Raw genomic sequence first — 24,975 nt, 5'->3', positions numbered from 1 at the left:
CTATAGTGAAGGTTTTTTAATGATATGGCAAGAATCCTCTCAACTTTTTGCGGAAATTAAGTTTTTGGCGCCAAAAAGTTGTCTTTCCGCTTCTGTCCACGGATGGCCTTTTCCAGTTTCCCGCGAAATCTGCACCATGGCGCCCCTGCCGGTATAGCATGTTTCCCCGTCGGCATTGACGATCCAGTAATGCACATCGATCGACGAATTGCCGACAGAAGCGACTTTGACGAAAACCTGCAGCATCTCATCAAAATACACCTGCTTGGCATAATCCACCTGAATATCCGCGACGACCGGGAAAAATGCGCTGCCGCGTTCGAGCCAGCTCTGCATCAGGCCAATTTCTTTCATAAACTCGATGCGCGCAAATTCGAAATAAGTGATCGGCACGGTGTTGTTGACATGGCCGAACATGTCGGTCTCTGAAAAGCGGACTTGGACCGGCACGGAAAAATGAAATCCTTCTGCCCAGCCCTCGAAATCCTCGATATAATTCGCTTTCATTTAAAATCCTCCTGTACCCTTTATTTTCTCAGTATAACAAAATTCACCGCACAATGGGCATTGCCAACAGGTGCAGGCATCAAAAAAACCCCGCAGCTGCGGGGTTTAAATATATTGTCTAGTCTTCAGCGCCCAGCTCCTCGAGTCGCTTCGGTCTTACTGCGAATGGCAAAGAACGCCATTCACTCTAAGCCCTCCAGCGCTTGTCGGAGCTAAACGGGCGCTTTCGCTTTTCTAGACTAATCCACCATTCTGTCGCTTCCGAAGAAGTTGCGGAACATTTGGACGGTTGTGTCGCGGTTCAACGCAGCGATTGAAGCTGTCAAAGGAATTCCTTTTGGACAAGATTCAACACAGTTCTGCGAGTTTCCGCAGCTTCCCAAGCCGCCTTCACCCATGATGGCGTTCAAACGCTCATCACGGTTCATAGCGCCGGTCGGGTGGGCGTTCATCAAGCGTACTTGTGAAAGTGGAGCAGGTCCGATGAAATCGGATTTATCGTTGACGTTCGGGCATGCTTCCAAGCATACGCCGCAAGTCATACATTTTGATAATTCGTAAGCCCACTGGCGTTTGCGTTCAGGCATACGCGGCCCTTCGCCAAGGTCATGCGTTCCATCGATTGGAACCCAAGCTTTGACTTTCTTCAGGGAATCGAACATCCGGCTGCGGTCAACGATCAAATCGCGGACGACAGGGAATGTCTTCATCGGCTGAAGGCGGATCGGCTGTTCCAATTGGTCAACGAGAGCTGTACACGACTGGCGTGCTTTGCCGTTGATGACCATTGAACAAGCGCCGCAAACCTCTTCAAGGCAGTTCATGTCCCAAGTGACCGGAGTGGTCTTTTTCCCGTCCATGTTGACCGGGTTGCGGCGGATTTCCATCAAGGCGGAAATGACGTTCATGTTGGGACGATATGCTAATTCGAACTTTTCCCAATACGAATCTTCATTCGTAGAGTTTCTGCGTTCGACTTCAAATATTACCGTTTTTGCTGCTTCACCCATGGTAAATTAGCTCCTTCCTTAATACTATGCTTTCGCTGAGTAATCGCGCTTCCGTGGTGGAATCAATGAAGTATCGACTTCTTCGTAATGGAAAATCGGCTCATCAAAGCCATTGAATTTAGCCATTGTCGTCTTCAGGAATTCTTCGTCATTACGTTCCGGGAAGTCCGGCTTGTAATGGGCACCGCGGCTCTCGTTGCGTTTAAGTGCGCCGATCGTGATCACTCGTGCTAAATGTAGCATATTTTTCAATTGGCGCGTGAACATTGCGCCTTGGTTGCTCCAAAGCTGTGTATCTGTGATGTTGATATGGTTGAAACGCTCCAGCAATTCCTGGATCTTCTCATCCGTTTTCTGAAGACGGTCGTTATAGCGCACAACTGTTACGTTGTCCGTCATCCACTCGCCTAGTTCTTTGTGGAGAACGTAGGCGTTTTCAGTGCCGTTCAACGAAAGGATCTCATCCCATTTGCGCTGCTCTTCAGCAACCGCTCTGTCAAAAATGTCAGTTGGAAGATCTTCAGCCAATACGTCCAAACCTTTGATGTATTCGATCGCGTTCGGCCCAGCTACCATACCGCCGTAAACAGCGGAAAGAAGCGAGTTGGCGCCTAAGCGGTTAGCTCCGTGCTGTGAATAATCGCATTCACCGGCAGCAAGAACGCCCGGAATGCTTGTGAATTGGTGGTCATCAACCCATAATCCGCCCATAGAATAATGGACAGCCGGAAAGATTTTCATCGGCACTTTGCGCGGATCTTCGCCTGTGAATTTCTCGTAGATCTCGATGATTCCGCCAAGCTTGATGTCCAATTCTTTCGGGTCTTTGTGTGAAAGATCCAGGTAAACCATGTTTTCGCCGTTGATGCCGAGCTTCTGGTTGACGCAGACATCAAAAATTTCGCGCGTTGCGATATCGCGCGGAACCAAGTTTCCGTAAGCCGGGTATTTTTCTTCAAGGAAGTACCAAGGCTTGCCGTCTTTATAAGTCCAGATCCGTCCGCCTTCACCGCGTGCCGATTCAGACATCAGACGAAGCTTGTCGTCTCCTGGAATCGCAGTCGGGTGGATTTGGATGAATTCGCCGTTCGCGTAATATGCGCCTTGCTGATAAACGATGGAAGCCGCAGAACCTGTGTTGATGACAGAGTTCGTCGATTTCCCGAAGATGATTCCCGGTCCGCCGGTTGCCATAATGACAGCATCGGCAGGGAATGCTTTGATTTCCATTGTCGACATGTTCTGGGCAGTGATCCCGCGGCTGACGCCTTGGTCATCCAGAACCAGGCCAAGGAATTCCCAGCCTTCGTATTTCGTAACTAGCCCGCTCACTTCGTGGCGGCGCACTTGCTCGTCAAGAGCGTAAAGCAATTGCTGGCCCGTTGTAGCGCCCGCGAAAGCTGTTCTGTGGTGCATCGTTCCGCCGAAGCGGCGGAAATCGAGCAAGCCTTCCGGCGTACGGTTGAACATAACACCCATGCGGTCGAACAGACGGATGATTGCTGGTGCTGCATCCGCCATCGCTTTGACTGGTCGCTGATTCGCTAGGAAGTCCCCGCCGTAAACCGTGTCATCAAAGTGGATATCCGGTGAATCTCCTTCACCTTTTGTATTTACTGCCCCGTTAATCCCGCCTTGCGCACAAACGGAGTGGGATCTTTTTACTGGGACGATTGAAAATAAATCAACGGGAGAGCCTGCTTCGGCTGCTTTGACAGCTGCCATCAAACCGGCAAGGCCGCCCCCGACAATAGTAAGTTTGCCTTTCGCCATTTCGGTATTCACTCCTCTTTTAGTTCACCAATGATCGAAATGTTCTTAAACGAACGCGAATAGCGCCCGGATACCGATAATAGAAAGCACTACGAATACTAGAAGCGTGAAATAAGTAGCGCCTCTTTGAGCTTTTTCGGACTGTGTGATTCCCCATGTTACAAGGAAAGACCAAAGGCCGTTAGCCAAGTGGAACGTCGCAGCCAGAACACCGACGATGTAGAAAGCCAGCATTGCAGGATTGCTCAAGATGTTTTCCATCATGTTGAAATCTGCTTCTGCCGCATTGCCGATCGCAACCTGGAAGCGCGTTTCAAACACGTGCCACGCGATGAAGATGACCAGGAAGACACCTGTATAGCGCTGGGCTACGAACAATGTGTTGCGCAAATAGCTGTATTTGCCAACGTTATTCTTCGAAGTGAACGCTATGTATAATCCGTAGAATGCATGGTACAACAATGGCAGATAAATAACGAAGATTTCCAAGAAGATTACGAATGGAAGGTTCGCCATGAAGTGAGATGCCGTGTTGAACGCTTCAACACCTTGAGTCGCAAAGTGGTTGACGATTAAGTGCTGCGTCAAGAATAGCCCGATCGGGATAATCCCTAACAATGAGTGCAGCCTGCGCATTAAAAATTCTCGATTTTCCAAAATTTTACCTCCCTCAGACGTTAATAGGCAGAAAAAAGAGCCGTCGAATTATCGCGAAAGCATCCATTGACTGCATATATCATCATGATACAATAATATGACATATTTATTGTACTCCCCCCCTTTGGGAGCGTCAAGGCAACTTGCCTTTTTCTAAGAGTTTCACCCCTTGTATTTATTATATTGAAAGTAGGTTCAACATGACTGTCACAGACACGAAATTCAGTGGGCAATTCGGATATGAAATCATACGGGACCACGTGATGCCTGACATCCTGGGCAAGCACGAAGCGGACATCCTTTATTGGGCCGGGAAATCGCTTGCCCGCAAGTTCCCGCTGTTCTCCTTGGACGAAGCGCCCGACTTTTTCAGGCAGGCGAACTTCGGCGAGCTGGCTGTAGAGCGCACCAGCAAAGACGAAATTGTCTTTCAACTCACTCCGCCGAAAGCGGATCAACGATGCTTTAAGCTCGAAGCCGGTTTCCTGGCTCAGCAAAAGCAAAAAATTGACGGATTTGTGACAGAAGCCCACGAGGAAGTGTTTCCGAAAAAGAACCGCGTCCTCATTACCTTAAAATGGGATCTTCGCGACAAAGCCTGACACTTCTTCCTGTGCCTACGAGCACAGGTTTTTCATTTTCATCTCGTGCTCCTATCTGCCTACGAACTTAGACTCTTTCAGAAAACCCGTTTCTATTGTACGATGGAATCAGAATATTTTATCTAATTGAAACATTAACAACTATTCACTATGTATTTTTTGAAGGGAGATATTTAATGGAAAAAGTTCTTGTCACTATCGGCATTCCCGTCTACAATGGCGAACGCCATGTCCAAATATGCATCGATTCGATTTTGAATCAAACGATGCCGCAATACCATATTGAAATCATCGCCGTCAATGACGGCTCGACAGACCGGACGGCAGCGGTACTTGATGCCTATGCCAAGGAGTACCCGAATTTCCGTGCGATCCACCAAGCCAATACCGGCGGTCCCGGTGCCCCCCGCAACACAGTGATTTCTGAAGCTCGCGGCGAGTATATCTTCTTCGTTGATGCAGATGACTTCCTGGGGGAAGAGGCACTGGAGCGCATGTACCGGATGGCGGCGGACAACCGTTCCGATATCGTGCTCGGCAAATTCGTCGGCGTCAACGGCCGCGGCGTCGCCCAATCCATGTTCCACCGCAACCAGCCCAGAACGACAGCGCTCCAATCCGATGTGTTCGATGCAATCGGCCCAACTAAAATGTTCCGCACCAAATTCCTCCTCGAAAAAGGAATCCGCTTCCCGGTCGGCATCTGCACTGCCGAGGACCAGCCTTTCATGGTCCATGCCTATATACTCGCCGACGCCATCTCCATCGTTGCCGACTATCCTTGTTATTATGTCGTCAACCATACCGACAAAGAACATGCTTCAGTGATGCCAGCCTCTCCTGCCGATTACTACGGCACCCTGGCCCAATCTGTCCGCATCATCAAACGCCATATCAAAAACCAGGTTCATCAGGACGTGCTGATCGCCAAATACCTGAAGAAAGAATTCACGACCGGCCGCAGCGTGTCGCTCGCCTCATCTGCCCTTGGCCAGCGTGAAAAGACTGCTTGGCTCCGAGAGTTGAACCGCTTCTTGGCCAACTGGTCCAATAATAAAATCATCAGCCTCCTCCCGGCTCCCTTGCAGCAGTATGTGAGCTGCGCCAAAACTGATGATCTCCAGCAAGTGCTGGCATTTTTCTCAAGCGACATCCCCGATGCCGGGTAATAGGCAAACAAATAGGCAAGACCCGCTTTATTGCGGAGCTTGCCTTTTCAATATATAAAGAAACTGTCTATAGAAAAGTTGATTATCAGTATAGAGTATACACACCGCTTTGGGCATGGCTTTCGCCATGAGCCGGGAAGAACACCCGTCTCATAGCTTCCCCAGCCCGTGGACGCGCCGGCGCTGGTACAGTTCTTTGAACGCCGATACTTTACTTATTTAGCAGCACTGTCTGAGATATGGAGCAAAACAGTGGAGACGCCTGCGGATAAAAACCTTGTGCTCCTGCGCGCTATGCGCTTCGTCGCAAAACTATTGGCCGAAGTGTCTTCGCCCAATAGCTTCGCAGCTGTTTTGCGGAATATCGGCTTAACAATTGAAGGAAAGTCAATTGATATCTTTCTTTACTTTGAAAAAGGCAAGCCCCGCTTCATTGCGGAGCTTGCCTTTTCGTTATTCAGATAGCCCGTATGCGTTGTGGAGTGCATTGGCCGATTTTTTCATTTCTGTTTCCGGCACGACGACCGAAACTTTGATTTCGGATGTGGAGACCATTTTCACCGGAATCCCTTCTTTTCGCAGGATGTCGAACATCTGCGCTGCGACTCCCGGATTCGATACCATGCCGGAACCGACGATGGACACTTTCGAAAGGCCGACTTCATAGTTCGCTGAAACGAAACCGATGCTTTCCTGGTTGTCATTGAGCACCCGGCGCGTTTCTGCCAAACTGTCCTCTTTGATGGAGAATGAAACCGAGGGCGGAAATTCGTCGGTGATGCTTTGGACGATAATATCGACATCGATATGGTTTTCCGCCAGTTTAGTGAAGATATTGGCCAATGAGCCGTTGAATGCTTCTTTGTAAATGACCGTGACGCGGGCGATTCCCGGTTCGAACGCGACGCCTCTAACGATTAGATTTTTTTCCACAGTGACCACCTCTTGTATAGTTGTGCCCGGTTCATCCGAATAGCTCGCGCTGACGGATAATGGGACCTGGTTGTTTTTGGCGAATTCAACAGCCCGCGGGTGCAGGACGCCTGCCCCGAGATTCGCCAGTTCCAGCATTTCATCGTAGGAAATCTGTTCGAGCTTGCGGGCGCCCGTCACATACCGCGGATCGGACGTGTAGACGCCGTCAACGTCGGTATAGATTTCGCAGGCATCTGCGTTGAGAGCAGCAGCAAGGGCGACCGCCGTCGTATCCGAACCGCCGCGGCCGAGCGTCGTGATATTGCCGATCTTATCGACTCCCTGGAATCCGGCCACCACACAGAAAAAGCCATTTTCGAGCACGCGCTCGAGGCGTTCGGTATGGATCTGTTCGATGCGCGCATTCCGCGGCACCGATTCGGTTTCTATGCCTGCCTGCCATCCGGTGAAAGAAAGCGCTTCGTGTCCGAGTGCCTTAAAGGCCATGGCTAGGAGCGAAATCGTCACCTGCTCGCCGGTCGCAAGCAGCATGTCCATTTCACGTTTCGGCGGATCGGCGGAGATTTCATTCGCCAACCCGAGCAAAGTGTCCGTCGTTTTGCCCATGGCAGAGACGACGATGACGACACGGCGCCCTTTTTCCTTTTCGCGGATTGCCCGCTTTGCAACCCCGATGATTTTCTCTGGAGTCGCAACTGATGTGCCTCCGAATTTCATGACTACTGTTTTCATCTCATCCACTCCCATAATGTAAGTGGCCCTCAACATGAATGCCAAGGCGCAAGCACCCCGGCCAGACAATAAAAAAAGGCAGCCCGCCGCGTCTGCGGCAAACTACCTCTTTAGCATGTACGAATACGAAAAAACGTCCATGTGAGATAGCCCTCCAGAGATTGACTCTGACAGCCCGGCATCTATTAAATGCAGGACCAGCACCCGGGGTTGCAGGAACCCGGGCACTTCGGCGACCGCCCCTTTCCCCATCCTTCACAGATTCAGCAAATCTCCGGATGGCTACTTTTGACGTTCGCACCTCTATCATCACTTTTCCAAGTGATTCATTTCTGTTTTTACGATAGCACGTTATTGTTCGCTTGGCAACGATTGTTGTGAAAAATGCTGGCGGATCTGTTCTGCCAGCTTCACCGGCATGCCCGCTTCGCGCAGCTCTTCCACGCCGGCTTCCTTGATGCGCTTGACCGAACCGAAATGCCGCAGCAGCTGCTGCTTGCGCTTCGGCCCTACGCCTTCGAGTTCATCAAGCGCCGACTGGATTGAATTTTTGCCTCGCTGCTGGCGGTGGAACGTAATGACGAAGCGGTGGACCTCGTCCTGGATGCGCTGCAGCATATAAAACGCTTCGCTCGTCCGCTTCAGCGGCACCACTTCAACCGGGTCGCCGTAAAGCAGCTGCGAAGTCTGGTGCTTGGTGTCTTTGGCAAGCCCGGCGACCGGGATCGACAAGCCTAGCTCATCTTCGAGCACTTCCCTTGCAGAAGAAATCTGCCCTTTGCCTCCGTCAATGACGATCAAGTCCGGCAACGGCAAGCCGTCTTTCAGCACGCGCGTATAACGGCGGCGGACCACTTCGCGCATAGCGGCGTAATCATCCGGCCGGCCGGCGCTGCGCGTCTTGTATTTCCGGTAGTCTTTTTTCGACGGTTTGCCGTCGATGAAGGTGATCATCGCAGAAACAGCGTCCGCTCCCTGGATATGGGAGTTATCGAACGCTTCGATGCGCAATGGCGTCTGGATGTTCATCGCTTCGCCGAGTTCGACGCAAGCGCCGACTGTCCGTTCTTCCTGTCGCTCAAGCAGCTGGAATTTCTCCTTGATCGCAATTTCGGCGTTTTTCCGGGCGAGCGACAAGAGGTCTTTTTTCTTGCCCCGCTGCGGAACCAGGACGCGGATGCCGAGCCAATCGCGGACCAGTTCCGCATCCGTCCCTTCCGGCAGCAGCACTTCGTTCGGTTTCACATGGTGCGGCTGTTCATAGAACTGGCCAAGAAACGTCAGGAACTCGTCCTGCGGATCCCGGTAGAGCGGGAACAGCGAGACGTCGCGTTCGATCAATTTGCCTTGGCGCACAAAAAAGACCTGGACGCACATCCAGCCTTTGTCGACCGCGTAGCCGAAGACATCCCGGTCGGTGAAATCGTTCATCGCCATCTTCTGCTTCTCCATGACGGTCTCGATATGGGAAATCTGGTCGCGGTATTCTTTCGCCCGTTCAAACTCCAGGTTTTCGGCAGCTTCCGACATCTTCTCGATCAGGTCCTGCTTCACCTCGCGGAAACCGCCGTTCAGGAACTTCGTGATGCTGTCGATCATTTCCTGGTAGGTTTCCTTTTCCACGGGCTTGATGCACGGCGCCAGGCATTGCCCCATATGGTAATAAAGGCAGGCGCGGTCCGGCATCGTATGGCATTTCCGGAGCGGGTAGAGCCGGTCGAGCAATTTCTTCGTTTCACTGGCGGCATAGGCGTTCGGGTAAGGGCCGAAATACTTTCCTTTGTCCCGCTTGACCTGGCGCGTCGTGATCAGCTTCGGATGCCGCTCCCCGGTAATTTTCAGGTAAGGGTACGATTTGTCATCCTTCAGCATGATGTTGTATTTCGGGTCGTGCTTTTTGATCAGGTTAAGCTCCAGGATGAGCGCTTCCACGTCAGAAGACGTGACGATATACTCGAAATCCTCGATTTCGCCTACAAGCCGCTGCGTCTTTGCATCGTGGCTCCCCGTGAAATACGAGCGCACACGATTTTTAAGCACTTTGGCCTTCCCGACATAGATGACGGTCCCTTGCCGGTCTTTCATCAAGTAACAGCCCGGCTGATCCGGCAATATCGCCAGTTTGTGTTGTATCAGTTCGTTTGCCATATCCTCACCCTATTAAAAAACCGGGCACCATTTCTGGACCCGGTTAAGAATTATGCGTGTTGGTTAACCAATTCTGCCAAAGCTTCTTTCGGACGGAAGCCGACTACTTTGTCTACTGTTTCTCCGTCTTTCATCAAAAGAAGAGTCGGGATCGACATGATGCCGTACTGGCTAGCCGTTCCTTGGTTTTCATCCACGTCCACTTTTACGATTTTCACTTTGCCGTTCATGTCAGCGTCCAATTCTTCTAAAACTGGAGCGATCATTTTACAAGGTCCGCACCATGCAGCCCAAAAGTCTACTAGTACTAGGCCTTCAGAAATTTCTTGTGAAAAGTTTTGATCTGTCCCTTTAACGATTGCCATGAATAATTCCTCCTTATGTTTTAACAAAATCTAAACTGATTATACCATGTGCCATTTGGCGTAGCTATTTATATGCCTAATGCTTGTTTACCCTTGAGAGGGTTCGATAAAACGTTCAAACAGATCTTCAGATATTCCGCATAAACGTATAGATCTGCTCATTTCTAAAGGGCTTACCAAGCACTGGCGCGTCGACGGGCTAAGCGGAGCTATGCCCAAAGCGCCGAAGCGGTAATGAATAATAAATAACTTTTATTCAACTCATTTTGAAACTGTAACCTTATCCATTGCCTTCTATTTCCACCCATAAAAAAAGGCCTGCACTGGGCAGGCCTTCTAGGTTTTATTACATTACTTTCTTGAATTCTTCTGTAAGCATCGGGATGACTTCGAACAAGTCCCCTACGATTCCGTAGTCAGCGACTTTGAAGATGTTCGCTTCCGGATCTTTGTTGATCGCTACGATGACTTTCGAGTTGGACATGCCGGCCAAATGCTGGATGGCGCCCGAGATGCCTGCAGCGATGTAAAGGTCAGGCGTAACGACCTTGCCTGTTTGTCCGATTTGAAGCGAATAGTCGACATAGTCAGCGTCGCAAGCTCCGCGAGATGCGCCTACTGCGCCGCCAAGCAAGTTTGCAAGTTCCTGAAGCGGAGCAAATCCGTCAGCGCTCTTCACGCCGCGGCCGCCTGCAACGATCACTTTCGCTTCTGACAAATCGACGCCTTCAGCTGATTTGCGGACAACGTTCTTGATGATTGTGCGCAAGTTCGTGATGTCGACCGATAACGAGCTGACTTCGCCTGAACGCTCTTCTTTTGCAAGCGGTGCGATGTTGTTCGGGCGGACCGTGATGAATGCGATGCCTTCTTTGTTTTTCACTTTTTCGAACGCTTTCCCTGAATAGATCGGGCGGATGAATACTGCGTCATCGCCTTCGCCTTCGATTGCAGTAACGTCCGAAATCAAGCCGGTCTGCAGCTTGGAAGCGATTTTCGGAGATAAGTCTTTGCCGACTGCCGTATGTCCGAATACCAATGCTTCCGGGCTTTCCTGCTCGACAACTGCCATGAACGCCTGGCCGTATCCGTCAGAAGTGTAATGCTTCAAATGCGGGTGTTCCACTGTAACGACGCGGTCTGCGCCGTAGTTGACCAATTCCTGGCCGAAATCGCTTACTGCGTCGCCAAGCAAAACGGCAACGACTTCCCCACCGCCTGATACTTGCTTCGCAGCGGCAATTGCTTCAAATGATACGTTGCGGAGCGCGCCTTCGCGCGTCTCTGCCAACACTAATACTTTTTTCGACATAGTCCGTTTACCCCCTAAGTAGATGTGAAGAAATTTATGGAACGTTCGGTTTTATTGGTAAGATTCAGCGGCCCTTCTGAAAAAGAAGGACCCGGTTCTGCCCGAGGCAGGATTAGATCACTTTCGCTTCATTGCGGAGCAAGCCGACCAATTCAGTGACCTGGTTGTTCAAGTCGCCTTCAAGGATGCGCCCTGCAGCTTTTTTCGGCGGCAAGTAGATTTCGATTGTTTCCGTCTTCGCTTCAACATCGTCTTCTTCGATGTCCAGATCGTCCAATTCCAGTTCTTCAAGCGGTTTTTTCTTTGCTTTCATGATGCCTGGAAGTGACGGGTAGCGCGGCTCGTTCAATCCTTGCTGTGCTGTAACCAATAGCGGCAATGATGTTTCAAGCTCTTCTGCATCCCCTTCGATATCGCGGGTGATCGTGACAGTTGTGCCGTCGATTTTCAACTCTGTGATCGTTGTTACGTAGTTGATGCCAAGAAGATCAGCAACACGCGGCCCGACCTGTCCGGAACCGCCATCGATCGCTACGTTTCCTGCAAGGATCAAGTCCGGATTTTTGTCTTTCAAATACTCAGCCAATATGTATGCTGAAGTGAACTGATCCATTTCTTCCACATCGTCTTCAGTGTTGATAAGGACCGCTTTGTCAGCGCCCATCGCAAGTGCTGTGCGAAGCTGCTTCTCAGCATCTTCCCCGCCCATTGTGATGACAGTGACTTCGCCGCCGTGCTCATCGCGGACAGTGATCGCTTCTTCGATCGCGTACTCATCGTATGGGTTGATGATGAATTCCGCTCCGTCCTCCTGGATTTGGCCGTTGGAGATAACCAGCTTTTCTTCTGTGTCGAATGTGCGTTTAACCAATACATAAATGTTCATGAACGTAAACCTCCCAAGTATTATTTCCCTTTGAATTGTGCTTCGCGTTTTTCCAGGAAAGCCTGGATGCCTTCTTTTGCATCTTCCGATACGAATACCGTACCAAAGGATTTCGCTTCCGCTTCCACGCCTTCATGATACGAAGCGTGTTTCGCGAATTGGAGCATATCGATTGCCGCTTTCACGGATACCGGGCTCTTTTTCGCAATCTTCTTCGCAATTGTAAGCGTTTGCGAAAGCAGGTCTTCTTCGGCGTAAGCACGGTTCGCCAACCCCAATTGGGCAGCTTCCGTACCGGAAATCGGATCGCTCGTCAGCAGCATTTCGGCCGCTTTGGCTACACCGACATATCTTGGCAGGCGCTGTGTGCCTGCGAAACCGGGAATCAAGCCTAACTGCAATTCCGGTAATCCCAGTTTAGCATTTTCAGTGACAAATCGCATATGGCAACTCATCGCCAGTTCCAGCCCTCCGCCAAGCGCTGCTCCGTGGATCGCCGCGATGACCGGTTTGTGGAATGTCTCCACCCGTTCGAAAACTTCCTGGCCGCTCGCTGACAGCTTTGAAAATTCCTCGCCCGATGTGACTTGCGTGAATTCCTTGATGTCTGCCCCTGCAGAGAAGAACCTGCCTTCTCCGTGAAGGACAATCACCCGGACTTCGTCGTCGTTCTCCACTTCATCCAGCAAGCTGTTCACTTCCATGATCAGCGAGCGGGACAATGCATTCGCCGGCGGACGGTTGATCGTTGCGACCGCTACGCCGTCTTCTTTCTTCCAACTGATGAATTCCATTCGATAAGCCCCTTTCTTATGCGCGGATCCCTTTCATCAAAAGACGATGGACTTTCGGCGCCAATTCGACCAAATCATATTTATGATCATTCATCACCCAAGTGGTGATCGTCTCATCCATTGTACCAAAAACCATCTGCCTTGCTAAACGGATATCCATATCCTTGTCAAATTCGCCTGTTTCCATGCCTTTGACGAGGATTTTGTCCATCAGCAATAAATACTCCCTTAACACGCCATTGATTTTCATGCGAAGCTCGTGGTTGGATTGCCGGAGCTCGAGCTGGGTGACGATCGACAAATGCAAATCGTTCGCCAGCAGGTCAAAATGGCTCTGAATCATCAATTGCAGCTTGTCGGAAGCGGTTGCTTCCTTGTCAACGATTTCGCCGAGCTTGCTGACAAACAGCCCCATCTTGTCCTGGAACACGGATATGAGAATGTCTTCTTTGTTTTTGAAGTACAGATAGATCGTGCCATCCGCTACGCCGGCCTGTTTGGCGATTTTCGAGACCTGCGCCTGATGATAGCCGTTTTCAGCAATGACTATTACTGCCGCATCAACAATTTGCTTGTATTTCGGTTTTTCCTTTTTTACCAATTCGTCACCACCCAAAAAAATATGAAAATATGAATGGCGGTTCATTCATATTTTCATATTATAGTTTATTTATAAGAGTGTCAAGCATTTCCCTGTTAAGCGACTGGGTTCAGGACGGAATCGCTTCGTTCTGTTTCGCGCGCTCTTCATCCACCAATGACCGGCGCAGGATCTTCCCGACAGCCGTCTTCGGCAATTCTGTGCGGAACTCATAGATGCGCGGCACTTTGAACGCTGCCAGATGCTCCCGGCAATGCTTATCCAGTTCTTCTTCTGTTACAGTATACCCTTCTTTCAAGACAATGTACGCTTTTACCGTTTCTCCGCGGTAAGGATCCGGAATACCGGCTACGACACATTCCTGGATGGCTTCGTGCTCGTAAAGGACTTCCTCGATTTCACGCGGATAGATATTGAAGCCGCCGGCGATGATCATGTCCTTCTTGCGGTCGACAATGAAGAAATGGCCGTCGTCGTCCATATAGCCAAGGTCCCCTGTCAGGAGCCAGCCGTCGACGATTGTCGCTGCTGTATCTTCCGGACGGTTCCAGTAGCCTTTCATCACTTGCGGGCCTTTGATCGCGATTTCCCCGATTTCCCCGTGCGGCACTTCGTCTGTTGTGCCCGGAAGGAAGATTTTCGAGTCGGTGTCCGGATACGGCAATCCGATCGATCCTTTTATGCGCTCGCCCCATACCAGGTTCGAATGCGTGACCGGTGCAGTTTCTGTCAGCCCGTAGCCTTCCACCAGCTTGCCGCCTGTGATTTTCTCGAATTTCTCCTGGACTTCAGCAGGCAGCGGCGCCGAGCCGCTCAAGCAGGCTTCGATCGATGACAAATCGTATTTGCCGATATCGGGATGGTTCATCAAGCCGATGTATAAAGTCGGCGCTCCCGGGAAAAGTGTCGGTTTTTGCTTGTTGATCGTCTTCAATGCCGTCTCTGCATCGAATTTCGGCAAGAGAATCATCCGGTTGCCTTGCATAACCGAAAGGATCAACACCGTCGTCAATCCGTAGACATGGAACAGCGGAATAATGCCCATGATCGAATCTTCGCCTTTTTTCGATTTGTACAGCCATGCGCCGCACATCGTCGCGTTCGAAATCAAGTTCTTGTGCGTCAGCATGACGCCTTTCGGAGAACCGGTCGTACCGCCCGTATACTGGAGCAGCGCCAGATCTTCTTCAAAATCGAATTGCGGTTTGCGGACTTCCGTGGAAGCCGTTTTCATGATTTCCGTGAACAGGTGATTCACGCCGCGATGCTCGACTTTAACGCTGACACCGGACTGGCGCTTCTGGACGAACGGGTACACCACATTTTTCGGGAACGGCAGGTAGTCTTTGATGCCTGTGACGATGATGTTCTCAAGCTTGGTTTCCGGCATCACTTTGGATACCCGCGGATACAATAGATCGAGCGCGACAATCGCTTTCGCGCCGGAATCGTTCATCTGATAAGCGATTTCCCGCTCCGTGTACAGCGGATTCGTCATAACCACAACGCCGCCGGCATAAAGAGTCCCATAGAAAGAAATGACGGCTTGCGGGCTGTTCGGCAGCATGATCGCCACCCGGTCGCCTTTTTCGATTCCCAGCTTCTGAAGGTAATGCGCAAACTTCATCGATGACTCATAAAGCTCCTTGTAGCTGACATCTTTCCCGAGGAAATGGATGGCCACTTTATCAGGAAACTGGTCAAAAGCCTGAGTCAGGTATTCTTGGACCGGCATATGCGGATACTGCAGCGTGTGCGGAATTTCAGGCGGGTAATGTGCAAGCCACGGTTTCTCTGTCATTCTTTCTTCCTCCTTTTAAATAAAAGAATAGTGAAAATATTCCTACTTTTATTATAAGCGAGAATGAAAGGGCTTTCAACAACAAATGTTAGTCACTTGTTAAGGGTTCAAACATACGCAATACATACACACAAAAAATGACAGGTTCAAAGACTGACCCTTCCAGCTTGTTGAGAAGAATATTTATTGCCTGTCTTTTATTTGAAAACCGGCATTACACAATACTGCATGCTCATGTGCACTACGCTGCCTCGCTGGCGTCTCTACTATTTTGCTGCATATCTAAGAGGACGTTAATTAATTAAAATCATTACATGACCATTTACTCTATTAAAAATCCTATCCAGCGCCGGCGCGTCCGCGGGCTGGGCAAAGCTATGAGACGGGTGCTCTTCCCGGCTCATCGCGAAAGCCAAAGAGGCGCCTAAAACATTTGGGCGCCTCTTTTGCGACGAGCTTGCGCAGGAGCAACGTTCTTTCATGTTTCGAAGCTAGCGAAGCGATGCAGAAACAATCGTCTTTGCTCTTCCCCAAGCGGCCGAAGCGAGATAAAAGTGTGATTCACTCATCAAGTTATCTCTAGAAGGTTTCTCGACAAACAAAAAACGGCCGGTCCAGAGACCGGCCGCTCCTTCCCTATCAGATGACAAAGAGAAAGATGACGCCTACAAGCACAAACAGAATGCAGCAGACAAAAAGTATTTTGATGAGGTTTTCCATTTTCTACAACTCCTAAGAAATACTCGCGCCGATGACAAACGACAAGCCGACGGATATGGTCAATGAGATAAAGCCGACCGAGCGGTTGTCGTTTTCGATTTCCTCATCCACTTTGAATCTCGGAGTCAGAAATTCGAACAACAGGTAAGCGAAGATCAATAAGGCGAACCCGTACAGGCCCCAGCCGATCATTTGCGGCAAGGAATTGTGCTGGTCGATCGAGAAACGGAAGATGTTCGTGATGCCGAAGATTTTCCCGCCGGTCGCCATGGCCACTGCCAAATTGCCTTTTTTGATTTCTTCCCAGTTTTTGTACTTCGTCACGATTTCGAATATCACCATGGCGACGATCAAGCATAACACCACTACACTGAAATATCCGGCCGTTTCCACGAGCGGATGGGTCCAAAAGCCAGTTTCTGACATGTCCATTCTCCCTTACCCCTGAATTACTTGAGTTCTGCGACGGTGACGCCGGAGCCGCCTTCGCCTGCTTCACCGAAACGGTAGCTCTTCACCCTTGGATGCTTTTTCAAGTACTGCTGGACGCCTTGGCGCAGCGCACCTGTCCCTTTGCCGTGGATGATCGATACTTGATGGTAGTTCGATAATAACGCATCGTCGATGTATTTTTCAACACGCGCCAGTGCATCTTCATACCGCTCGCCGCGGAGGTCCAGTTCGAGTTTGACATGGCTGTCGCGGTTTTTGAGCGTAGCCATCGTCCGCGTCTCTTTCTGTTTCTCCGGTTTCGTGTACGACAGGTCGGATTCCGGAAGCTTCATCTTCAAGATGCCGATCTGCACGATCCATTCCTTGTCTGAAACCTTTTCGACCAGCGTGCCTTTTTGGCCGAATGATATGACCTTCACTTCGTCGTTCACTTTCAGCTCGCGCGTCTCGTTCGCCTTCGCAGCCCTTTTCAGGACGCGGTTTTCCGGCATTGCGGATTCCAGGCGTTTCCTGGCATCGATCAGCTGGTGCTCCTTGATGCCGGATGCCCCTTCCATCTGCATCTTGCGCAGTTCGGACATGACGGATTCCGCTTCGCGCGTTGCTTGGTCGACGATTTTGCGGGCTTTCTCTTTCGCTTTTTCTTCTAATCGTTCTTTCTGGTTTTCATATTCCTTCAATTGCTGTTCCAAGTCGCGCTTCAAGTTCTCCGCTTCCTGGAGCAGTTCTGCAGAACGTTCCGCGTCGTGTTCGGATTCGCGGCGGCTCTTTTCGAGCGATGCAATCATCGAATCGACTTCGCGCCGGTCGGTGCCGGTAAAGCTCTTCGCGTGGCTGATGATGTGGTCCGGCAAGCCGAGGCGTTTCGAGATTTCGAATGCATTGCTCCGCCCCGGAACTCCGATCAGCAAACGGTAAGTCGGGCTCAAGGTCTCCACGTCGAATTCCACGCTGGCGTTAGCGACGCCCGGCCGGTTATAGCCGTACGCCTTCAGTTCCGGGTAATGGGTCGTCGCGATGACGCGCGCTCCCCGGCCATGCACTTCATCAAGAAGGGAAATCGCAAGAGCGGCCCCTTCCTGCGGATCTGTCCCTGCGCCGAGTTCGTCAAAAATCACAAGCGAGTTTTCGTCAAACTTCGTCAGGATATCGACGATATTGACCATATGGGACGAAAACGTACTCAGGCTCTGTTCGATCGACTGTTCATCGCCGATATCGGCGAAAACCTGGTCGAACACCGCGAGCTCCGATCCATCGAGCGCCGGGACCGGAAGGCCCGATTGCGCCATGAGCGTAAACAAGCCTACGGTTTTGAGCGTCACGGTCTTCCCGCCCGTGTTCGGGCCGGTGATGACGATTGCGGTGATGTCTCGGCCGAATTCGATGTCGTTCGCCACCACTTCATCTGCAGGAATGAGCGGATGCCGCGCTTTTCTCAGGTTGATATAGCCCTCCGTGTTCATATCGGGCTTGGTGCATTTATGGGCAGAGCCGTATTTCGCTTTCGCAAAAATCAAATCCAGTTCGCCTAGCACCTCGACCAACAGGAACAGCTCATGCGCCACTTCCTGGACTTGTGCCGAAAGCATCTGCAGGATGCGGTCGATTTCCTCTTTTTCCTTCATTTTCAGGCGGCGAACTTCGTTGTTCGCCTGGACCACAGCATCGGGTTCAATGAACAAGGTCTGCCCTGATGAGGACTGGTCATGGACGATACCGCCGTAATGGCTGCGGTACTCTTGTTTAACCGGGATGACGAACCGGTCGTTGCGCATCGTGACAATCGTGTCCGACAGCATTTTCGCTGCATTTTTCCCGCGCACCAGGCTCTCGAGCCGTTCGCGCACGCGGCTTTCCTGTGCACGCAGCTGCTGGCGGATAGAGCGCAGGGCTGCGCTTGCGCTGTCTAAAACGCCCCCATTGTCATCGATGCACATGTTGATATCGTGCTCGAGCTGCGTCAGGATAGGCATCGCTTCTTTTTTCTCAAGGAAATGCGGGATCTGGATCGTACCTTCTTCCCGGATGCTTTCGAAAAACTGCCGCAAGATGCGGCTCGCCCGGATGGTCGATGAAACTTCCATCAATTCCATCGGGCTTAAAGATCCGCCGATCTGCGCCCGTCGTGCATGCATGCGAATGTCGAAAATACCGCCCAACGGCACATTGCCTTTGACGCGGAGGACGCTTGCGCCTTCGTCCATCTCCTCTAGCAGCCGGTTGACTTCGTTGATATCGGTGGAAGGCAATAGGCCTTCTATATGTGCTTTTCCGAGCGATGAAGTGGTATAGCGCGCCACTTCGTCCCGGATTTTATAAAATTCAAGTGTTCTTAATGCGCGTTCTGCGATCAAGAGGGACACCTCCTAATTTTTCAGGTACTCCCTTAGCCGCTCAAGCGGCCAAGTATTAACGACATGGTCTTTTTTCAGCCATGCCTTTTGTGCATGCCGCACGCCGATGGCCATGACTTCGAGCTGGTTGACGGCATGGGCATCGGTATTGATTGCGACCGGCACGCCTTTCTCCTGGGCCATTTCCAAATATTCGACGGCCAGATCGAGCCGGTACGGGCTCGCATTGAGTTCCACGATTTTGCCGTATTCCTTGGCCCAATCGAGGAGCTGCTCCACATCCGGATCATAGCCGCTGCGCTGGCCGACGATGCGGCCGGTCGGATGGGCGATCATATCGACATGCGGATTTTTCATCGCCGTCAAAATGCGCTCCATGATCTGTTCCCGCGGCTGCTGGAAGCTTGAATGGATGCTCGCAATGACGAAGTCGAGCTGGCTCAGCACTTCATCGCTGAAATCGAGCGACCCATCCGGCAGGATGTCCATTTCCGTCCCGGACAGCACTTCGATGTCGCTGTATTGTTTGTTGAGCTCCCGGATTTCCGCGTTTTGCGCCAACAAGCGCTCCGGCGTCAAGCCGTTCGCCACTTTCAAATAATGCGAATGGTCGGTGATGACCATATATTCATAGCCGCGGCTGCGGTTCGCTTCAATCATTTCTTTTAGGGAATGTGCGCCGTCCGACCAGGTTGTGTGCATATGGAGATCAGCGCGGATATCTTCAAGCGATACCAGATTTGGAATATCGTCCAGCCGGTCGAATTCGCGCCCGTCTTCGCGGACAGTCGGCGGAATGAACGGCAGCCCGAAATGGGCATAAAAATCTGTTTCTGAAGTGAACGTGGCGACCGCCCCGTCTTCCTGTTCCACGCCGTATTCACTGATTTTCTTGTTCTGTGATTTCGCCAACTGGCGCAATTTTACATTATGGTCTTTCGAACCGGTGAAATGGTGCAGCGCCGTGACAAACTCTTCAGGTGCCACCAAGCGGAAATCGATGTCGATCGGATCCTGGAATTCGACGGTCACCGATACTTTTGTATCCCCTGAGGCGATCGTTTCCTGAATGGGAAGGGCCGCAAGCAATTCCTCTTTCACCTTCGCCGGTTCGGCCGTTGCAACGATAAAGTCGAGGTCCTTGCTCGTCTCTTTTGTCCGGCGGTAGCTGCCCGCGACAGAGAATTCGCTGACGCCTTCGATTTTTTCCAGGACGTCTTCGATGAACCGGACCGCTTCTTCCGTCTTCCAGATCGGATGCCGGCCCGGCTTTGATTCGAAATCGGTCAATTCTTTCAGGATCTTGTCTTCCGATTTCGGCCCGAAGCCCGGCAGTTTCTGGATCTGATGGTCAAGGCACGCCTGCTTCAATGCTTCAGCGGAATCGATGCCGAGTTCCTTGTAGAGCTTGGCCAGCTTTTTGCCGCCCATCCCTTGGAGTTTCAAGAGCGGTACCAGGCCGCTCGGCACTTCCGCCTGCAATTCTTCTAGCACAGTGGATTTGCCCGATTCGATCAATTCCACAATGACGTCGCCTGTGCCCTTTCCGATGCCTTTCAGTTTCGTGACATCCTCGATTTCGTCCAAGCTGCGCTGGTCGAGTTCAAGTGCCTGCGCGGCTTTTCGGAACGCGCTGACTTTAAACGGGTTTTCCCCTTTCAGCTCCATATACAACGCAATCTTTTCAAGCGTTCTGATGATGATTTTTTTATTCATAGGGAGGCCTCCGGCATTTTGACTTAAAAAAACTTCCCTCGGTAAGAGAGAAGTCCTTACTTACATATAAATATACCACCATTCCTTCACTTTCTCGGAGAAATAAGGTGTATTCTCGAGGATACCCTGGGCGATTCCCGAGTTTTCCAGATGCGTTTGGATCGCGTCCATCGGGAACAGCGCAAAAACATACAGGAATATGAACAATAAGAGATAGATTTCGATAAAGCCTAACACCGCACCAAGGATTTTGCTGAGAAAACCAAGCACGGGCAGGTACTTCAGGAAATCAAACATCGACGCAATCAATTGCAGTCCGAACTTCACCGCGAAGAATATGAGTGCAAATGCGAAAAGCTGATAAAACGTCTGGTCAAGATCAAGCTGGTCGATGGCGATTGTGAAACGCGAATCGCTGTCGACTGTCGGATACGGAATCCACAGCACGAAGTATTCGGCAAGCGGTTTGTAATACAGATACGCTACGATAAAAGCGATGACAAACCCGACCATGTGGATCAGTTGGAGGACAAAGCCCCGTTTGGCGCCTACTATGATGCCGCCAAGCAATAAAATCAATAAAATAATATCAAGCATTTACGTCAGCCCTTCAACTTTTTCAATTCATTTTCTAATTGTTCTACTTGCTCTTTAAGTTTAAGATAGTCATGTACGGTATTGATCGCCGTCAGGACTGCAAGCCGAGAACTGTCGAGAGATGGATTCATCGCATGGAATTCACGCATTTTCTCATCCACCATCGATGCAACCAACCGCATATGGCCGGATGATTCTGTGCCGACGATTTTATAAGTATAGCCGTAGATTTCGACTGATGTACGAATTTTATGTTGCTCCGACAATGTTCCACCCCTCCTTAGAAATCCTATACATAATCATAACATGAACCGAACTAGAATGTGAATTATAAGAAAGGCGGCTCATCCATGTCAAACACCGTGCTAAAACTGCCTGAGGAAAGCCTCCTTCAGGTCATCGAATATTACAGCAGCAAGAAGATTGAGGCTAAAGCGCCGTATGTCCGCTTCACCGCAAAACTGGCCGATGCGGTCGTAACTGTCTATACATCCGGCAAAGTCATGTTCCAAGGCGCAGGCGCCGATCGCGAAGCCGCCAAATGGGGGTCCGTATCCGCTGACGCTCCAAAAACGCCGAATGCAAAAGGCGACACCCTGCCGCCAGGATTTGCCCATAAATCTGTCCTCGGCTCAGATGAGACCGGCACCGGCGACTTTTTCGGGCCCATCACCGTTGCCGCTTGCTTTGTGCCGGCGGAAGGAGTGGAACTTGCCCATGAGCTTGGCGTAAAGGATTCAAAATTGCTGACAGATGACTATATGCGAAAAATTGCTCCAGATTTGAAAGAAGCGTTTATCCACAGCGTCTTGACGCTCAAGAATGATAAATACAACGCCGTCCAAAGCAAAGGCTGGTCGCAAGGCAAGATCAAAGCACTGCTGCACAATCAGGCATTGAAGCATGTGCTACAGAAAATCCAGCCGCAAAAGCCTGATGCAATCCTGATCGACCAGTTCGCTGAGCGCGGCATCTATTATAACCATATTAAAAATGAACCCGAAATCATCCGTGAAAATGTGCTGTTCTCTACTAAAGCCGAAGGCCTGCATGTGTCGGTCGCCTGCGCTTCCATCATTGCCCGCGTCGCTTTCCTCGATGAAATGGATGCGCTCAGCGCAAAAGCCGGTGTGGTTTTGCCGAAAGGCGCCGGCAAGATCGTCGATGAAGCCGCGGCAAAAATTCTGCTGAAGCACGGCGAAGCTTTTCTGCAATCTTTGACCAAAGTCCATTTCGCCAATACCAAAAAAGCGAAAGACTTGGCAGCAAAGCGCCGCTCATGATAACCGATTACTTTTTTCGGCCGCTTTCAATTAAACAATTTTTCCGAACATTCTTATATTAACATACTGATTTCAGATTACTAGTAGTTTTAGGAGTTAAGGATTAGAAAATTTCCATAAAAAAAGCGGAATCCGAGGATTCCGCTTTTTTTGTTTTTATGAACGCAGTTCTGCGCCGGCTTGCGCCAAGGCAGTGCGTACTTTTTCATGGACTTGCGTCACTTCTTCATCTGTCAAAGTTTTCTCCGGATCAAAGTAAGTCAGTGAGAAGGCGACGGATTTCTTGCCCTCTTCCATCTTGTCTCCTTCATATAGGTCGAAGACGCGGACATCTTTCAGCAATTTGCCGCCCGCATTGCGGATGACCGATTCAATCGATCCCGCCTCAACGATTTTCGACAAGACCAATGCGATATCGCGGGAAATCGACGGGTAGCGCGGAACGGGCGTGTAAAGCAATGGCGCGACTTCTTCGTTCAATAATGCGGCCAAATTCATCTCGAGCACCAAAGTTTCTTTCAAATCGCGTGCTTTTTGCTCGTTCGGGTGCAATTGGCCGAGGATGCCGACGCGGTTGCCGTTCATCATGACGAAGGCTGTACGGCCCGGGTGCAGCCCGTCCATTTCGCCCCGCTCGAATTCCAATTCCACTCCGAGTTTATCGCCCAGGCCTTCCACGATGCCTTTCAGCACGAAGAAATCGACCGCTTTCTTTTCGCCCTGCCAGCTATTGTCGAGCCATAAGCCGGTCATGGCGATTGCCAAATGCTCTTCTTCGTCCAATAATTCGCCATCGTTCTTCAAGAACACGGCGCCGATTTCGTAAAGGGCGACCGAATCGCTGCGGCGCGCCGTATTGTAGGATACCGATTCCAAAAGATGCGGAAGCAGGCTTTGGCGCAACGTGCTGCGTTCTTCGCTCATCGGCATCAGCAAGCGTGTCATTTCAGTTTCCGTCAATGCGAATTTGTGTGCCGAAGCTTCTGACGTCAATGAATACGTCACAGCTTGCAAAAGGCCAGCGCCTTCCAAGTAATTGCGCACGATGCGGCGCTTTTGCTGGTAAGGCGTCAACCCGCCAGGCGCTGTCTCGGTTTCAGGAAGCGTTGAAGGAATTTCGTCGTACCCGTAAAGGCGGGCAATCTCCTCCACGACATCCTCTTCAATCTGGATGTCCTGCCGGCGTGTCGGCACGGAAATCACCAATTGTCCGTTGACCGCTTCCGTGTTGAACTTCAAGCGCTCCAGGATACGCATCATGTCTTCAAACGAAATCTTCATGCCAAGGCGTGCATTGATGAAGTCAGGCGACACTTTGACGATTTTCTCTTCTTTGTCCAATTGATCGAACATGACCGAGCCAGCCAGTACTTCCCCACCGGCAAGCTCAGCAATCAAGCTCGCTGCACGTTCTGCAGCCGGGATGACGCGGTTCGGGTCGACCCCTTTTTCATAGCGTGAACTGGCGTCACTGCGCAATCCATGGTCTTTCGACGTCTGGCGGATCGAGCCTGATGCGAAATAAGCGGATTCGATGACGATTGTCGTGGTTGAATCGCTGACTTCCGAATTCGCGCCGCCCATTACGCCGGCCAAAGCGACCGGCTCTTCCCCGTTCGTGATGACCAGGTTATGTGCAGATAGGGTGCGTTCTGCGTCATCAAGCGTGGTGATTTTTTCGCCTTCTTTTGCGTGGCGCACGGTGATATTGCCTGTTTTCAATGAATCATAGTCAAACGCATGGAGCGGCTGGCCGTATTCCATCAAAACATAATTCGTCACGTCGACGACGTTGTTGTGCGGACGGACGCCGGCAGCCATCAAGCGCTGCTGAAGCCACATCGGCGATTCTTTCACTTCGATGTTGCGGATCACTTTGGCGACGTATAACGGGTTCGCTTCTGGTGCGTCGATGTTCAGCGTCAGCATGGAATCCGCTGACTCCGCAGCTTCCGTATAAGTTGCTTCCGGCAATTTCACGTCTTCCGACAAGATCGCCCCTACTTCGTACGCGACTCCGAGCATGCTCATGGCATCTGCACGGTTCGGCGTCAAGCCAAGTTCAAGGACCGTATCATCTAGATCGAAGTTTGTCAGGACGTCGCTTCCGACTTCCGCATCTTCCGGCAATACGTAGATGCCTTCAGCATACGCTTTAGGCACGAGCTTGCCTTCGATGCCCAGTTCCTGCAGCGAGCAGATCATGCCGTTCGACTCTTCGCCGCGCAGCTTCGCTTTTTTGATTTTGATGCCGCCCGGCAGTTTCGATCCGGGGCGCGCCACGATGACATTCTGCCCTGCCGCGATATTCGGTGCGCCGCAGATGATCTGCGTCGTCTCTTCGCCGACATTCACTTGGCAGATCGACAATTTATCCGCTTCCGGATGTTTGGTGCATGATTCCACATAGCCGACAACAACATTCGTCATGCCGTGGGAACGGTCGATCACGGCGTCCACTTCGATGCCGGAGCGCGTGATTTTCTCGCCCAAATCTGCAGGCGCCAAGCCTTGTGTATCTACATACTCTTTCAGCCATTTAATGGATACTAACAT

The 24,975-nt window shown here is 51.0% G+C and carries 21 protein-coding genes and 1 riboswitch; of the genes, 3 read left to right on the top strand and 18 right to left on the bottom strand.

Annotated features, from left to right (window positions below; translation table 11 throughout):
- Positions 1-39: 39 nt before the first annotated feature.
- From ACTL32_RS07285 to ACTL32_RS07270, 4 genes are all read right to left on the bottom strand, one after another.
- A complete protein-coding gene (locus tag ACTL32_RS07285; protein WP_441340837.1) occupies positions 40-507 on the bottom strand; it encodes an acyl-CoA thioesterase in 468 nt (155 codons plus the stop codon).
- Positions 508-746: 239 nt separating this feature from the next.
- Positions 747-1,517, bottom strand: coding sequence for a succinate dehydrogenase iron-sulfur subunit (sdhB, locus tag ACTL32_RS07280; protein WP_441340836.1), 771 nt, complete (start codon positions 1,515-1,517; stop codon positions 747-749).
- Between the two features lie 24 nt (positions 1,518-1,541).
- On the bottom strand, positions 1,542-3,290 hold the full coding sequence (gene sdhA, locus ACTL32_RS07275; protein ID WP_441340835.1) for a succinate dehydrogenase flavoprotein subunit: 1,749 nt from the start codon (positions 3,288-3,290) through the stop codon (positions 1,542-1,544).
- Between the two features lie 45 nt (positions 3,291-3,335).
- Positions 3,336-3,950, bottom strand: coding sequence for a succinate dehydrogenase cytochrome b558 subunit (locus tag ACTL32_RS07270; RefSeq protein ID WP_377340527.1), 615 nt, complete (start codon positions 3,948-3,950; stop codon positions 3,336-3,338).
- A gap of 197 nt (positions 3,951-4,147) precedes the next feature.
- Between ACTL32_RS07270 and ACTL32_RS07265 the strand changes: the two genes are divergently transcribed.
- Positions 4,148-4,549, top strand: a complete 402-nt coding sequence (locus ACTL32_RS07265; protein ID WP_441340834.1) for a YslB family protein — start codon at positions 4,148-4,150, stop codon at positions 4,547-4,549.
- 176 nt (positions 4,550-4,725) lie between these two features.
- Positions 4,726-5,718, top strand: coding sequence for a glycosyltransferase family 2 protein (locus ACTL32_RS07260; RefSeq protein WP_441340833.1), 993 nt, complete (start codon positions 4,726-4,728; stop codon positions 5,716-5,718).
- Positions 5,719-6,171: 453 nt separating this feature from the next.
- Here ACTL32_RS07260 and ACTL32_RS07255 read toward each other — a convergent pair whose 3' ends face one another.
- From ACTL32_RS07255 to zapA, 13 genes are all read right to left on the bottom strand, one after another.
- Entirely contained in the window at positions 6,172-7,386 is a 1,215-nt protein-coding gene (locus tag ACTL32_RS07255; RefSeq protein ID WP_441340832.1) for an aspartate kinase, read from the bottom strand.
- Between the two features lie 139 nt (positions 7,387-7,525).
- Positions 7,526-7,700: riboswitch (Lysine riboswitch) on the bottom strand.
- 37 nt (positions 7,701-7,737) lie between these two features.
- Positions 7,738-9,534: an excinuclease ABC subunit UvrC gene (gene uvrC, locus ACTL32_RS07250; protein ID WP_441340831.1), complete on the bottom strand. Its 1,797-nt coding sequence runs from the start codon at positions 9,532-9,534 to the stop codon at positions 7,738-7,740.
- A gap of 50 nt (positions 9,535-9,584) precedes the next feature.
- The gene (trxA, locus tag ACTL32_RS07245) at positions 9,585-9,899 is read right to left on the bottom strand and encodes a thioredoxin (RefSeq protein WP_204890313.1); all 315 of its coding nucleotides are present in this window, start codon (positions 9,897-9,899) and stop codon (positions 9,585-9,587) included.
- Between the two features lie 346 nt (positions 9,900-10,245).
- Positions 10,246-11,211, bottom strand: coding sequence for an electron transfer flavoprotein subunit alpha/FixB family protein (locus ACTL32_RS07240; RefSeq protein ID WP_441340830.1), 966 nt, complete (start codon positions 11,209-11,211; stop codon positions 10,246-10,248).
- A gap of 112 nt (positions 11,212-11,323) precedes the next feature.
- Positions 11,324-12,097 carry an electron transfer flavoprotein subunit beta/FixA family protein gene (locus tag ACTL32_RS07235; protein ID WP_204890311.1) on the bottom strand — a complete coding sequence of 258 codons (774 nt, stop codon included), beginning with the start codon at positions 12,095-12,097 and terminating at the stop codon, positions 11,324-11,326.
- 20 nt (positions 12,098-12,117) lie between these two features.
- Entirely contained in the window at positions 12,118-12,891 is a 774-nt protein-coding gene (locus ACTL32_RS07230) for an enoyl-CoA hydratase (protein ID WP_441340829.1), read from the bottom strand.
- A 16-nt stretch (positions 12,892-12,907) separates the two neighbouring features.
- Positions 12,908-13,537 carry a TetR/AcrR family transcriptional regulator gene (locus ACTL32_RS07225; RefSeq protein WP_441340828.1) on the bottom strand — a complete coding sequence of 210 codons (630 nt, stop codon included), beginning with the start codon at positions 13,535-13,537 and terminating at the stop codon, positions 12,908-12,910.
- A 64-nt stretch (positions 13,538-13,601) separates the two neighbouring features.
- On the bottom strand, positions 13,602-15,293 hold the full coding sequence (locus tag ACTL32_RS07220; RefSeq protein ID WP_441340827.1) for a long-chain-fatty-acid--CoA ligase: 1,692 nt from the start codon (positions 15,291-15,293) through the stop codon (positions 13,602-13,604).
- 732 nt (positions 15,294-16,025) lie between these two features.
- Positions 16,026-16,439, bottom strand: coding sequence for a DUF350 domain-containing protein (locus tag ACTL32_RS07215; RefSeq protein ID WP_204890678.1), 414 nt, complete (start codon positions 16,437-16,439; stop codon positions 16,026-16,028).
- A gap of 23 nt (positions 16,440-16,462) precedes the next feature.
- On the bottom strand, positions 16,463-18,823 hold the full coding sequence (locus tag ACTL32_RS07210; protein WP_441340826.1) for an endonuclease MutS2: 2,361 nt from the start codon (positions 18,821-18,823) through the stop codon (positions 16,463-16,465).
- A 12-nt stretch (positions 18,824-18,835) separates the two neighbouring features.
- Positions 18,836-20,539 carry a DNA polymerase/3'-5' exonuclease PolX gene (gene polX, locus ACTL32_RS07205; protein WP_441340825.1) on the bottom strand — a complete coding sequence of 568 codons (1,704 nt, stop codon included), beginning with the start codon at positions 20,537-20,539 and terminating at the stop codon, positions 18,836-18,838.
- A 60-nt stretch (positions 20,540-20,599) separates the two neighbouring features.
- A complete protein-coding gene (locus ACTL32_RS07200; RefSeq protein WP_204890305.1) occupies positions 20,600-21,136 on the bottom strand; it encodes a CvpA family protein in 537 nt (178 codons plus the stop codon).
- A gap of 5 nt (positions 21,137-21,141) precedes the next feature.
- Entirely contained in the window at positions 21,142-21,402 is a 261-nt protein-coding gene (zapA, locus tag ACTL32_RS07195; RefSeq protein ID WP_441340824.1) for a cell division protein ZapA, read from the bottom strand.
- Positions 21,403-21,486: 84 nt separating this feature from the next.
- Here zapA and rnhC point away from each other — a divergent pair, with 84 nt between their 5' ends.
- Positions 21,487-22,419: a ribonuclease HIII gene (rnhC, locus tag ACTL32_RS07190; RefSeq protein ID WP_441340823.1), complete on the top strand. Its 933-nt coding sequence runs from the start codon at positions 21,487-21,489 to the stop codon at positions 22,417-22,419.
- A 156-nt stretch (positions 22,420-22,575) separates the two neighbouring features.
- On the opposite strand, the gene pheT is transcribed toward rnhC, so the two are convergent.
- On the bottom strand, positions 22,576-24,975 hold the full coding sequence (pheT, locus tag ACTL32_RS07185) for a phenylalanine--tRNA ligase subunit beta (RefSeq protein ID WP_441340822.1): 2,400 nt from the start codon (positions 24,973-24,975) through the stop codon (positions 22,576-22,578).

Origin of the sequence: Planococcus sp. FY231025 (genome assembly GCF_052078085.1) — a bacterium.
GTDB lineage: Bacteria > Bacillota > Bacilli > Bacillales_A > Planococcaceae > Planococcus.
This window is presented reverse-complemented; position numbering and strand designations above follow the sequence as displayed.